This window comes from Nostoc sp. DedSLP04 (assembly GCF_034530775.1).
In the GTDB taxonomy this organism is placed as follows: Bacteria; Cyanobacteriota; Cyanobacteriia; order Cyanobacteriales; family Nostocaceae; genus Nostoc.
Window position 1 is genome coordinate 91910 of the sequence record NZ_JAVRCL010000010.1, and the last position, 13878, is coordinate 105787.

The window sequence follows — 13878 nt, forward strand, 5'->3', positions numbered from 1 at the left end:
AAACCAAGGACAAATGACCAATTGACTTAGGACAGTCAACACCAAAATTCTCACAAATCAAATAGAATTGCTATATATTGTCAATGAGCATCTTTACGACGCACAAAGGGTAAAAGGTCTTGCAAAATCGTCTCGTGGTAGTGTTCTTGAGGATAATGTCCGACGTTATTAAGTTTTATTAATTCGGTATTTGGTACGGAATTGGCAAAGTTTTCGGCAATGTCTATAGGTAGCCAAGGGTCAATCATACCCCATTGAATCAGAATTGGTTGTTGCCATTCTTTAAAGCCAGTTTGGATTTCGGTCATGGCTGAATCAAGCTGTAAATTGCGAATACTTGCTAAGAGACTTCGACCAGACGAAGAAGCAGTTAAAAATGGTTTTCGATAAACATCTAAATCCTTGTCTCCTATGCGATAACGGCTTCCGCCTTCTAGCGTTCGATCGACTAACAAGGGGTCTTGGGTCATGACTTCACCTGCTAAAGGTAAACCCATTTGTTTAATTTTCCAGGGTAATTTAGCAGCAGTTGAAATTGGTGTATTTAAAATAGCTATATTGGCAATTTGTTCTGGATGACGCAAAGCGTATTGTAGTCCTACAGAACCTAAAAAACCTTGGACAACTAAAGAAAAATGTTCAAGTTCTAAAGCTTTGACAAATCCTTCTAAAGCTGTGATAAAAGCATCGGGAGTGTAAGCAAAATCTCGTTTTTCTGGTTTGAAAGAATTGCCGTAACCAATCCAATCTGGTGCGATCGCTCTTGTCCCCTGATTCGCCAAAGCAGGTATAATATGACGCCAACTGTAACTTTGTGAAACTAAGCCGTGTAGCAATAACACAGGCGCTAAGTCACTTCTGCCGATTGGTAAAGATTCCCGATAAAACCATTCCAGTGAATCTACATTGATTTTATGTTCTTTTATTGACACGCTATTTTCCTATATTGGGCATTTGTCATTTGTCATTTGTCATTGGTCATTTGTCATTTGTCATTTGTCATTTGTCATTGGAAAAGAGGAGGCAGGAGGCAGAAGTTCTAAAATGTTTGAATTTTGAATTTTGAATTTTGAATTTTGAATTGATTTCTCCCCTACTCCCCAGTCCCCATTCCCTGAGAAATAATCATCTCACGAATCGCATAAGCTGTAGCGGGTGCTAATAAAACGCCGTTGCGATAGTGTCCGGTAGCTAGGAGGACGTTATTAAACCCTGGCAACTTACCAATAACTGGGGCTGGGCGACCTTCAGGGCGGGGACGTAAACCCGACCAGGTACGGAGAATAGTTGCTGTGGCTAATTCTGGACAAAATGCGATCGCTTGTTCTCTAATAGATTTCAGCAGTTCTTGATTTGGTTGTATCTCATCGCCATTGCTGGGAAATTCCACTGTTGCGCCTATCCAATAATCTCCACCGCCCACAGGAACAATATGGACATCATTACCCGTTATCGCTGGCTGGAAATCGGGATTTCCTAATGGATGCCCCACACGCATTTGCAAGGCTTGCCCAAGTACGGGGCGGATATCAATTATCTGATTTAATTTTGCTGTTACTGGGGTTGAACCTAACCCTGCTGCAATTACAAACCAATCAGCGGTTATTTTTCCTTCTGTAGTCTCTAGTTGATGGCAAAATTCAGGTGTTGAGGTTGGGGTATCCAAAACAGTCACACCAAATTTGAAAGTTACACCATTTTGCTGGGCAGCTTTAACTAAAGCCAATGTCAGGGCAGTTGGATCGAGCTGGCGGTCTTGCAAAGAATAGACAGCGCCAGTAATTTTTTCGTTATTAATTTGAGGACAGATATTCTGGAGTTTAGCCGTGTCCCAAATTTCTAAATTCCAGCCTTGAGAGTGGCGAATTTCTACTAACTTTTCCCATGCTGACATCCCCTCTAGGGAGGAATCAGATAAAAGCATCAGAATTCCCTGACGATTAAAAGGAATTTTGCGACCTGTTAAAGCTTCGAGTTCAGGAATCAAGGTTTCATAGCGTTGGATGCTAGTTTGCCGCATCTGCCAAGCCTTGCCCTTGATTTTTTGGCTGATTGCGCCCATCAAAACGCCAAGTGCAGCGCCCGTGGAAGCTTGTGCTGGTGGTTGGCGATCGCAAACTGTAATTTTCAGCCCTTTTACTAAACTCAGTTCGTAAGCGATCGCAGCCCCAACTACACCACAACCGATAATAACTACATGACTCATTGCTGTTTTGAGGCAAAAATTGAGAGATGTGGGAGATGAGGGAATAGGGGGAGAAATTTTTTCTCTCCTTCATCCTCCTCATCCCCCTTTGCTCATCTTACCTTGGGCTTAACTTGCCTCTGCTTCACTGCTGGTATTAGGAAGCAAGTCGAAGAATTTGTCAATCTCTGCAAAAGCATCTTGGGATTGATTCAAGGCAACTAGAGGATTGCCTGCACTAGTAGCTTTATCAAGCTTAACCAAGTCATTAAACAAATCTCGTGTTATTTGACGTGCTTTGGGTTGGTCATTGGGTAGAAGGTTGGAAGTGACATAAGTCAGGTTCAGCCTTGCTTCTGTCATGGGCCCATGTATAAAGTTACGCACATTGATCCAATCACCTCTTTTAATCAGGGTTGTTAACTCTTGTGAGCGATCGCGCACAGCCTGAATTTCAGGAACATAAGCCTGAATTTTTTCAAGTTGTACTGCTGTGTAAGTCGGAGGTGCTACCGCAACACCAGGGCCACCACAACTAATCAGGAATGTGGCCAATAATACTAGGAAAAATGAAAAAATCGAGCGTTGACGCACCATATATTGAACTTAATTGCTTTTGGTTTACCGATTAACAGTGTCATTTTAGATCGCTAGCGGAGTTAATCGTTCTTGTCAGCCAAGGATTTTGCAGAAAATCTTGATATTTTCTTCAAAGAACAGAGTTTCATCTGCTTTGGAGTAATTTTTAAGTACAATTACTTAATAGGTGTTAGGCAGTCCCAACAAGAAGCGATTTTTGGCTTCTGTTAGTAACGAGGATTGTTAGGAAAATATGATTTAGAGTTGCTAAATCTCAAAGGTCTTGATAAGCTGAAACACCAATAATATAAGCCTTCTGGCGGTTTTTATGTCTTCACATCCTTGAAGATGGCGACGCAATATAGGAGTGTTTTTTAGTGAACGCAGCTGAACAGGCAACGAACCTTGAACTCGCCAGCAACATTGCCACGGTAGTTAATTTGTTCAAATTTGAGTTTCCTGATGCCAAATCCGATCTCAAACCCTGGAAAAATGACCCGGAAACTAGGGAGTTAGTCGATCCAGATTCTATAGATATTGGCTTTCACTTTCCTGGTATTAGCAAATCTTGGCGAAGTCGCAGTATTTTAATTCAAATCCGATTTTATCAAGATCCCATCAATAATTCCCGGCGTGCGATCGGCGTGGAGGTGGCGGGATTCGATCATCGTGGTGAGGCGTGGCGACTTTCTACGGTAGAAAACTGGAGTGTTGTCGGCGCATCTTCGCCTTCTGGTGAAATCGAGGAAAAGCTCAAGCAGATTTGCCGACAGATTTTAGAAGTTTTTAATAAACCAAGTGAATAAAATCAACAATGACAGCACAACTAGAAGTTGTTGCTGCTTTTGAATTACAGCAGATTGCAAGTTAATGAAGTACAAAAATACCCCTCCCTAACCTCCCCTTGGAAAGAGGAGGGAACTAGATTGGGAATTTCCCCCCAATACAGCGGAGGGATTAAGGGGGGTAAAAGATGTACTTCATTTAGATGCAAACTGCTGTAATTTTAGAATTACTAAACATCCTCTTAAATTATCTTTAGAGAACTACAAATTTTTGTACGAGAAAAGAATAAGTGCATCTGCCAAACTAACCAAGATTTTACCCGCCAGGCTCCCATTGAAAGGTGTTCTGTAGATGATAGAGATAAGTCAGAGCTATGTTGATCGTAGTGTAACCATTTGGCTGGTAAGTGTCCCATCGGTGTCATCGGGGACAATTTAAAAGTTAGTTGCTCATAGTCTAACCAGTTTCCCTCTTTTCGCCAACCAAGGCGATCGCCTAGTCTCTTTTCTGTTTCATAATCTACTTGACCACCCATTTCACTCCAGATAGTTTGCTGAACACTGAAACCGAAATAACCATAACTATATTGTTCCCAAAGTTCATCAATGGTATGGATGTCTTGACAACAAAAATTATCAATATCTTCCTTATAAACTTCATTCCAATAATTCTTCTTCATGGCTTTTAGCATTAATTTAGCTGTTTCAATGTCAGCTTCTTTCCACTTATGCTGCGATAGGAGATATCGCAATTGGGTATAATCAATATCTTTATTGCTGAAAAATTCTTTTGTCAATGTAAGATTGTTATCAGTCAGTTCCATCAATCCTGTTTCTTCAACATTAGATAGAGAAACTGTAGAGACAAAATCTACTTCTGCTATTCCTAGCATTTTTCTTTGATCGGTAAGTTGCTTAGATATATAGTTAGCTATTAAATCAATACCCTTGTCTAAAAAGACAAAATTTTCGCTCGAATCTAAATTATAGATTTGCCAATCTAATAATTTAGATTGAATAAAAGCATCTTTTAATCTAGTTTTTTTATCATAACTTGTCACCATAAAATCGAGAAAAGTTTCAGAAATTATCTTAGCTTCTTCAAGGTTAAATAAATTTGACTGATACTTTAAAATATTATCCCCTAAATTTTTAATATCTCCGACAGTTGCGTAAAAATATTCATCTATTTTTACGAATTCATCGATTAAAGATTGAAAAGGACTAAAGTAATCTTGTAAAGAATTCTCAAAATTGATTGCTGTCTGGGCAATTTTTGCTATTTCTTGACGAATTTTATAGGCTTTACTTTGATACTCATAAAGCTCTTGATAGGTATCTAAATCTTCAACTATTTGCTGAACAATTTCTTTTTGTTTTTTTAAATCTTCTGCAAGTTTTTTAATTCCTTCACTAAGCAAGCTTATTTTTTCTAACATCAAAAAATAAGCATTACTTAATAATAAAACTGCTTTAAAGTTTTCTTCTTTCTCCCATCTTAGTTCATTAAGTATTTGGGGATTTTTATAATTCTTTAGCTCTATCTTGCTTCTTTCATCTTCTAAATTTTTTATTGTCAAATATTTCTGTTTAAATAATTCCTTTAAATCATTAATTAAGTTTAACAAAAAATTGTGATAACTATCTTTATAACTGTTTAAAAAGACAATAATCTGATTGTAGTCTTTAATAAATAATTGAATTTCATCAAAAATCTCTCCCTGACTAATTTTTTCTTTTCGCTTAATTATTCCTCCAAGTTTATGATGATATCGAACACCTTCTTTAATTAATCTTTGACGTTCTCTAATTTTTTTTTGAACCGTTTCTATACCGTGATTTTTGAGAATTGGTAATTGATAAGTTCGCTCGTAGATTGAAATACTTTTATAAGTAATTAGTTGTCTTTGCTGTTTAGTTAACATGACCTTAATTTTCACAAACATTAATAGTTCTTAAGTTATTACCCATTTCAACACCTTAGGGTTTTTGTCATAGCGATAGGTAAAACCATCTTTGGTAGTAATGGATTTACCAAGGCTAGCTTTACTTCTGATAGTGTTAATGGGAGAGTTTGTTAATATCTGCATTTCTTTATGAGAAAGTCCTACAATTGTGTCTATCTCTATCGATATTTCTGGTTGGCTTTGGGATTGATTATCGGGTAAAATATCTATTGTAGTTTCAGGATTTACGGAACTATTAGTGACAATTTCTTTTGCTTTTTGCAGCCGATAATCTTGCACAGTCAAAAGTTGCCAACTGGAATCTTGTGAAAGTTCCAAAACCCATTGATGATAATTAAATAGACTTTCTCGGTGTCCAACACTGATAAAAGTTGTTTTTGTTTCTTGCAACTGTTGATATAAATTGCCTTCATTATTCAAATCCAAAGCGCTAGTTGCTTCATCTAATATCGTGAAGCTAGGGTTAGTAACTAATAATCGTGCAAAAGCCAGACGTTGTTGTTCTCCCAGCGATAATATATTCTCCCAAGGAACTTCTGTATCAAAGCCTTCAACTCGATTTAACAAGTTTTGCAGATTTACTTGTTGTAAAATGTCTTTGAGTTCTGGGTCGGTCATTTGACGATTTGTATTAGGATATATTAACTGTTCGCGCAAAGTTCCTAAGATTATGTAAGGACGTTGGGGTAAAAATAAAACTTCTTCTAGGGGAGGTCGCACCAGGCGACCAGTTCCCGCATTCCACAAACCAGCGATCGCTCTCAATAGAGAACTTTTACCTCGACCACTAGGGCCAATAATTAATAAACCTTCACCTGGTTGAATAGACACTGACAAGTCTTCAACAATCACCTGCTCATAGTTTGGCGTTTGTAAGGTGACATGCTCAAAAGCAAGATGGTTTTCTTCTATTGTTTTAATCGTACTAACATTCTCTGGTTGTTTGGTAACAGCTTCTAAGGCATCTGAAAATTCAGATAAACGTTCAACATAACTAGAAAATCGTCCGGAATTCCCAAATTCTCTAATTAATGTTGCCATAGCATTGGCAAACGAATTACAAGCTATACTGGCTTGAACAACTTCTCCAAAATCAGCTTGACCGCTCATATATATAGGTGCGAGTACCAAATATGGGAATATTTGGATAGCAGATTTATATGCTCCGTCAAATAGTTCTTGATTGTTCTCCCAATTAATCTTGCGTTCGATATTTTTTAGGAGATTAATAAATCTTCGTTGAATTATATTAGATTCTTGATTTTCTCCCTGGAAAAAAGCTATTGATTCGGCATGATTACGAACATGAGTCAGACAATAATTGTATTCTGCTTTCAGTTCTAATTCCTCTTGATTAATTTTATTCAATTGTTGACCCAAATAAACAGCAATCAAATTGCCTACGATCGTATAAACAACCAGAACAGTTGCAATAAATTGGGAAATTGACCAAATGATTACTAAAAAAGTCGTCATTTCCAGCACTTTTTCTAGGAAAATAGCTGAAAACGAGAGAGCATTACTGGTAATGGGTTCTATTTCTTGAGATATTCGTTGATCTGGATTATCAACATCGGATCTAAAGTTGATTCTATAATAGGCACGATTGCTAAAATATTTTGATAATGTATGATTATTTAACCATTTGTACCAATCAAGAGCAATTTTTTTTCTAACAAGTTTAGAAAATCCGCTTAATAGTGTTATGCAGATCAGAGCAGCGCTGAAAACTACTATTGTCTTAATAAAGTTAGGATAATCTTTCTCTTCAATTACATCGGTTATATAGCGAGTAACAAAGCTATTAAAAGCCGTTACACTCACTAGCGCGATTATTAATAAAATCAGGAGAATGAGCATCCCCCATATCCGAATCACGTCTGAAAATGCTCTTTCCCCTGACTTGGTTGGATACCAGTAAGGGCCAGCGATCGCTCTGACGCTCTGCCAAAATTTATTAAAATCCGAAGGAGAAGGATCGTTCATTAAGGAGCGATCGCGAGAAACTTTAGTTTGCATATTCTAAAATAAACTGAACATATTTTTGGGATTGAAATATAGAAAAATTCAATGATTAAATAACATCAGCAGGATTTACGCAAAATTATAAAAAACTAACTGCAAATGACATAAATTCAAGGGTTTCAAAGAGATATTAGGTAAGTTATAACAGGATTGAATGTATATCATAAATGTTGAATATAGATATAAAAATTTATGAACTCAATTAACAGTTAGCTATTTAAAAAAATAGATAATTTAAAAAATCAAATAATAATTTTAAACTAGTAGAACTTTTAATCAACTTTCACTATGCAACGCTAAATTTAGGATACCAAAGAAACTGCATCATTCTTGCTAGAAGGTGTATCAGTAGCCATCGCAACTGCATTACTAACATTAGGGAGTTCATCTTCCACAAACCGTAGGCGAGGGTACAAATAGGCAATAGAGGTTTCTAAAATGGTTAAGACTCCCATAATAATCAGTAGAAGTCCCATACCACGACCAGACCCAACACCGATGATTTGTCCGATGCTTCCTGCCAAATAACCATCAGTAGCCATTAAGGGTTCAAAAACCTTCTCAGCTAAAGGCCCAATCGTGATGTAGCCTAGAGGTAAAGCAGCCGCTTCAATCGCGCCTTTGATCGCAAAAACTCTACCTTGCACACTAGGTTCTACTTTTTTTTGCATGACAGCTTGCGTGGAACTGGAAACGATCGGTTGTGTCAAAGAGAATAAGAAAATGCTAGCAGTGAAGATGACAAGAGAGGGTTGCAAACCGGCGGCGATAATAAATACACCATTTAACAGCATACACCCGTATATTGCATAGATGTTGCGTTCTAGTCCTCCCCAGATACTCACGAGCAAGCCGCCTGCTAGAATAGCAATGCCAAATAGCGAAAGAATAGTTCCCAGAACGCTTACTGAAGCGAAATTCAACACTAGCGGAACAGTAATGACATTAATACCTCCCACAAGATAAAGACTGGAAGCTGAGAATAAAATTAGTCCCAGCAGTCCGGGTCGAGCGGTCAAATATGTAAATCCGTAAGTTGCTTCACTGAGAAATGAACTTTTTGCAGTTGTAACAACACTTGTGTTGACTTGCGGGAACCGAACCAGCATCAGGGAGACAACAGCGATAGACACACTGGTTACGTGAAGCAAAATAATCCCTTGGAAATGAACAATGCTTAGTAGAATACCTCCGAGAGTTGGTGCAATGATTATGGAAATGCCATACATCAGACTCATCAGACCGTTAGCACGATTGAGGTGCTGTTTTGGCACAAGTAAGACTGTTGATGCTGTATAAGCTGGCATGTGAAAAGCCATGAAAACAGCAGTGAAGGTATTGGCTAAGTAAATATGCCAAACTTCCAACCGACCCATGACAAATAAAACGCCGATCGCAATTGTTCCCAAACACGCCAAGACATCAGCGAAAATCATCGTCTTGCGGCGATCCCACCTATCTACCAAAGGCCCAGCGATCGGGGAAATTAAGATTAGCGGTAGAGTATTGAACAGGGAGATTAAAGCAAACTGGGTAACTGAGCCAGTGCGATTATAAACCCAGATATCTAAGGCAAAGGCAGTGGTACTGGAACCAATCAAGGCGATCAACTGTCCTATCCAAACAATGATAAACAGCCGCATTTCCCGCAAAGCAGTCAGTCTTGTTTTTTCTATCATCTGTACGTTTGACATCATAATCTGATATTTTCTAGCTTTTTACTGTTCAAATCTTTTAATTACGAATTACGAATTACGAATTACGAATTACGAATTACGCACGGCATTGATAATTATGCTTTCGAAATAGTAAACCAAGGTCACTCAGGCGGCATTCGGGATTATTAATTAGTAGCTCAAGCAGCACTAAAAACTGAGTTACCACACGGCTAATAGTAGTAGCATCAAACAAATCTATTTTGTAGCACCATTTTCCTTCAATACTTCCTAATGTTGTTTGTTGAAGATAAATATCCCAATCAAATTCTGCTGTTTTACTTTCAATTGACCAGGGATGAACAGTTAAATTTGTCAGTTTTAAATCTGATGGAGGCAAGAAGTTAAACATTACTTGATATAGCAAAGAGTGGCTTGGTTCTCGTTTTGGCTGTAGTGCTTCTACTAACTTCACGAAGGGAATTTGCTGGCGATCGCAGGCTGCTAAAAAACATTTACGTACCCGATCGAGCAATTCTCTCAAACTTGGATCACCATCCAGATATGTACGTATTGGCAATGTGTTAATAAAGCATCCAATAAGTCCTTTAGTTTCTACTTGCTGGCGATTGGCAAAAGGAGCGCCCACGATAATATCTGACTGTCCAGTGTAATAGAACAGCACTATTTTGAAGGCTGTTAATAAAGTTACGAATAGAGTTACATTGTGCTGTTGGCTCAAATGTTTAAGAGCATTTGTTAGGCTTTTAGAAATAATGAAAGTTTGACTTGCACCTTGAAAAGTTCGCACTGGTAAGCGCGGGCGATCGCTAGGTAACTTTAGTAAAAGTGTACTATTACTTAGTTGCTGTTTCCAGTAGTCAAGCTCAGACACGAAAGCCGGACGAGCAACCCACTGCTGTTGCCAATGGGCAAAGTCAGCATATTGAATGGGTAAATCGGGAAGTGGTGAGGGCTGACCATGACAAAATGCTGCGTATAATTTTGTTAGCTCCTGTAAAAACACACCCACAGACCAACCATCAAAAACCAGATGATGGATAGTTATTATGAGTAAATGCTCGGCATCAGAGAGCCGCAGCAGTTTAATGCGTAACAATGGGCTTTGTTCTAAATCGAAAGGCTGGTTTTTTTCCTCAGTTACAAATCTTTGAGCCAGAGCCTTTCGCTCAGTTTTAGATTCAGAAAGTTTTCGCAAATCTATCACTGAAAATGGTAGGATAGGCTCCTGAATAATTTTCTGAACAACTTGTCTATCTGTAATAGTAAAAGTAGTTCGCAAAGCTTCGTGACGACGGACAATTTCCACGAGGCTTTGCACCAAGGCATTTACGTTGAGTAAACCCGTCAAGCGATAAGCCAGGGGAATATTGTAGACGGGAATGCCCGGATTTAATTGAGCTAATATCCAAAACTCAAGCTGAGTCAAAGAGATTGGCAACTCTTTTGTATTCCGAGGTACTGGTTTGAGAGATGGAGTCAACTCATTTTGGCGGTATTCTGAAATCTGCCGATCTAGTTCGACTATTGTCGGGTAATCAAACAGACAGCTTATGGGTAACTCCATCTTGAAGGTTTCTCGCAACCGAGCAATGACTTGCATTGCTGATAAAGAATGCCCTCCTAATGCAAAAAAGTTGTCATGGATACCAACTTGTTCCAACTCTAAAACATCGCTCCAGATTCCTGCCAGAACCTCTTCACTCGCAGTACGGGGTGGGATCAAGTCTGTAGAGATGTTACGTTCCCTACTCATAGGTATTGGTAAAGCGCGGCGGTCTGTTTTGCCACTGCTGGTTAAAGGTAGAGCATCCAGCAACTTGACAAAAGCGGAAGGCAGCATATATTCTGGTAGCTTTTGTTTGAGGTAACAAAGCAGTTCGCTGGTATCTAGGTGCTGTTTGGGGACAATGTAGGCGACTAGACACTTGTTCCCCGATCGCTCAACTCTTGCAATAACTACTGCTTCTCTTACCTGTGGGTGCGCGGCGAGTACGGTTTCAATTTCTCCTAGTTCAATGCGAAAGCCCCGCACCTTTACTTGATTGTCAATACGACCGAGAAATTCGATGTTGCCATCAGGTAAATAGCGAGCGCGATCGCCTGTTTTATACAAACGACTTCCATCCTTGGTAATGAATTTCTCAGCAGTCAATTCCGGGGAATTAATATAACTTCTGGCGATCGCCACGCCGCCAATATACAGTTCTCCGGGAACTCCAATCGGTAATGGTTGCAGATTGCAGTCAAGAATGTAGATTTGTGTATTTGCGATCGCCCGACCAATGGGCGGAAGTGGCGACCAATTGCTGACAGCATTGTTTAGAGTAAAACTTGTTACTACATGGCTCTCCGTCGGGCCGTACTGATTTTGCAGCTTACAACCAGGAAGCTCTCTAAAAAAGTTGACTAAAACAGGAGTAACTTGTAACTGTTCTCCTGCCGTGATAATTTGACGCAAAGATGCAGGATAGGATTGAGAAATAGAAGCGGCATGAGCTAATTGCTGAAGGGCGACGAAGGGCAAAAACAGTCTTTCTACCTTTTCTTGGGCAATTAATTGTAATAATCCGAACGCATCTTTTTGTACTTCTTCGGTGATTAAAACTAAGGTTCCGCCGTTACACCAAGTAGAGAAAATTTCCTGAAAAGAGACATCGAAACTGATAGAAGCAAATTGCAAGGTTTTGGCACAACTAAAAGCAGTTTCGTTGATTTGCCAATATAAAAGGTTTGCTAGAGAACGGTGACTCATGGGTACACCTTTAGGTTTGCCGGTTGAGCCTGAAGTATACATGACATAAGCCAAGTTCTCTGATGTCACTTGACTAACAGAATTCTCCTGACTGTTTTGGCACAAATCCGATGTATCTAAGCAAACTACTGTTAATGATTGCTCATATAAAGCAATTGATGAGTCTGTCAGCAATACCGATGCTTGAGAATCACTCAAAATATAAGTCAAGCGTTCTTGGGGCGATCGCGGATCTAAAGGTACGTAAGCACCACCAGCTTTGAGGATTGCCAACAGTCCTACTGCGATCGATAAAGAACGCTCAACGCAAATCCCTACCCGCACTTCTGGCCCTACCCCAAGTTTTTGTAGGTGGTGTGCTAACTTGTTAGCCTGACAATTTAACTGTTGGTAAGTCAGTAGTTGGGATTGGAAAGAGACTGCTACCGCATCCGGTGTTCGTTCTACCTGTTCTTCAAACAACCGAGCGATACATTTGTGAGGATAATCTGTTTGAGTATCATTCCATACTAAAAGTTGTTGCTGTTCGGCAGCAGTTAGCATAGGTATCTCGCTTACTGTCTGCTCGATATTAGCGCCCATACCCTCTAATAAAGTCACAAGATGCCCCATCATCCGGTGAATCGTTTCCCCATCAAAGCGGCTACCATCATAAAGAATGCGTAGGGATAACTCTTGTCCCGGTACAGCGATGACTGTAAGCGGATAATTAGTTTGTTCAATGACTCGCCGTTTAGTAATCTGGATGCTGCTACCTGGATTTGATAAAAACGTATCTTGTGGATAGTTCTCAAACACCACGATGCTTTCAAACAAAGGTAATTCTGGGGGAATTTCACTAATAGCCTGAATTTTGACTAACGGACACCAAGAATATTGCGATCGCTCTACCTGTTGAGTCTGCAATTGCCTCAGCCATTGCCATAAAGGAGTCGCTGTTGGGACTTTCACCCTTACTGGTAGAGTATTAATGAATAGTCCCACCATAGATTCCACCCCCGATAAAGTGGGAGGACGGCCGGACACAGTTGCGCCAAATATCAGCTCAGACTCATCAGTGTAGCGACTGAGTAAAATTGCCCAAGCTGCTTGTACGAAAGTTGAAACTGTCAGATGATATTGCTGTGCTTGGGACTGTAAAGCAGCAGTTATGGGCAACGATAAACAGTAGTGCTGTTCGTGGTAGGTTTTTAGTTGTGGAGAATTTTGCACCTCACCCCGATTTAGTAGCAAACGGGTAGGACTAGTAAATCCTTGGAGTTGTTGCCGCCAAAAAGCTTCTGCTGCTCTCAAATCTTGTTGTTGTAACCAATTGATGTAATTTTGGTAAGGACGAGGAGTATTTAAATATAAATATTTGCCTTTAAGTAAAGCATTGTAAAAAGTAAAAACCTCTTTGCAGAGAATCGGCCAACTCCAGCCATCAATCAGCAAGTGATGAAAGCTCCAGATAAATTCGTAAGTATCATCAGTGACTCGAATTAACGTGAAGCGCATGAGTGGAGCTTTGTCAAGAACAAAGCCTTGGACTCGATCTGCTTGTAAGAAAGTTTCTAGGCGCTCTTGTTGTTCTTTTGCAGATAAGGAACGCCAATCATAGTTCTGCCAAGGTAACTCTACTTGCTTACATACTACCTGGAGAGGCTTTTCCTGCTTTTCCCAAACCACAAGAGTACGCAAAACTGGGTGACGCTTCACTACTCGCACACAAGCTTGCTGAAGTACTGTAATATCTAGATTTCCAGAGAGCGTGAGACAGAACTGCTCAAGATATACTCCTGATTCTGGCTCGTGCAGAGTATGAAAAAGCATACCCTCCTGCATAGGAGAAAGAGGGTAAATAGATTCAATATTTTTATTTTTAATTATTTGCAGTTTGCTCATATAAGGCTATTATTTTATTTTT

At 39.4% G+C, this 13878-nt stretch carries 8 protein-coding genes; 1 reads left to right on the top strand and 7 read right to left on the bottom strand.

Going from position 1 to position 13878, the window contains the following annotated elements:
• Positions 1 to 80: 80 nt before the first annotated feature.
• The 3 genes from RMX89_RS08545 to psbQ all read right to left on the bottom strand — a co-directional run bounded on the left by RMX89_RS08545 (position 81) and on the right by psbQ (position 2782).
• Positions 81 to 932, bottom strand: coding sequence for an alpha/beta fold hydrolase (locus RMX89_RS08545; protein WP_322688619.1), 852 nt, complete (start codon positions 930 to 932; stop codon positions 81 to 83).
• A 161-nt stretch (positions 933 to 1093) separates the two neighbouring features.
• Entirely contained in the window at positions 1094 to 2206 is a 1113-nt protein-coding gene (locus RMX89_RS08550; protein ID WP_322688620.1) for an FAD-dependent oxidoreductase, read from the bottom strand.
• A 108-nt stretch (positions 2207 to 2314) separates the two neighbouring features.
• Positions 2315 to 2782, bottom strand: a complete 468-nt coding sequence (psbQ, locus tag RMX89_RS08555; RefSeq protein ID WP_322673945.1) for a photosystem II protein PsbQ — start codon at positions 2780 to 2782, stop codon at positions 2315 to 2317.
• 359 nt (positions 2783 to 3141) lie between these two features.
• On the opposite strand from psbQ, the gene RMX89_RS08560 reads away from it, so the two are divergent.
• Positions 3142 to 3570, top strand: coding sequence for a hypothetical protein (locus RMX89_RS08560; protein ID WP_322673944.1), 429 nt, complete (start codon positions 3142 to 3144; stop codon positions 3568 to 3570).
• A gap of 221 nt (positions 3571 to 3791) precedes the next feature.
• Here RMX89_RS08560 and RMX89_RS08565 read toward each other — a convergent pair whose 3' ends face one another.
• The 4 genes from RMX89_RS08565 to RMX89_RS08580 form a co-directional block, all read right to left on the bottom strand.
• Entirely contained in the window at positions 3792 to 5474 is a 1683-nt protein-coding gene (locus RMX89_RS08565; RefSeq protein ID WP_322688621.1) for a GUN4 domain-containing protein, read from the bottom strand.
• Between the two features lie 30 nt (positions 5475 to 5504).
• Positions 5505 to 7535, bottom strand: a complete 2031-nt coding sequence (locus tag RMX89_RS08570; RefSeq protein ID WP_322688622.1) for an ABC transporter ATP-binding protein/permease — start codon at positions 7533 to 7535, stop codon at positions 5505 to 5507.
• A 308-nt stretch (positions 7536 to 7843) separates the two neighbouring features.
• Positions 7844 to 9238 (bottom strand): MFS transporter, encoded by a 1395-nt coding sequence (locus RMX89_RS08575; protein ID WP_322688623.1) that lies wholly within the window; start codon positions 9236 to 9238, stop codon positions 7844 to 7846.
• A 76-nt stretch (positions 9239 to 9314) separates the two neighbouring features.
• On the bottom strand, positions 9315 to 13856 hold the full coding sequence (locus tag RMX89_RS08580; RefSeq protein WP_322688624.1) for a non-ribosomal peptide synthetase: 4542 nt from the start codon (positions 13854 to 13856) through the stop codon (positions 9315 to 9317).
• Positions 13857 to 13878 lie beyond the last annotated feature (22 nt).

Excerpts from the sequence above, each read along its gene's own strand:
- RMX89_RS08550 (WP_322688620.1), bottom strand. The coding sequence starts at position 2,206 with ATGAGTCATGTAGTTATTATCGGTTGTGGTGTAGTTGGGGCTGCGATC.
- psbQ (WP_322673945.1), bottom strand. The coding sequence starts at position 2,782 with ATGGTGCGTCAACGCTCGATTTTTTCATTTTTCCTAGTATTATTGGCC.
- RMX89_RS08565 (WP_322688621.1), bottom strand. The coding sequence starts at position 5,474 with ATGTTAACTAAACAGCAAAGACAACTAATTACTTATAAAAGTATTTCA.
- RMX89_RS08570 (WP_322688622.1), bottom strand. The coding sequence starts at position 7,535 with ATGCAAACTAAAGTTTCTCGCGATCGCTCCTTAATGAACGATCCTTCT.
- RMX89_RS08575 (WP_322688623.1), bottom strand. The coding sequence starts at position 9,238 with ATGATGTCAAACGTACAGATGATAGAAAAAACAAGACTGACTGCTTTG.
- RMX89_RS08580 (WP_322688624.1), bottom strand. The coding sequence starts at position 13,856 with ATGAGCAAACTGCAAATAATTAAAAATAAAAATATTGAATCTATTTAC.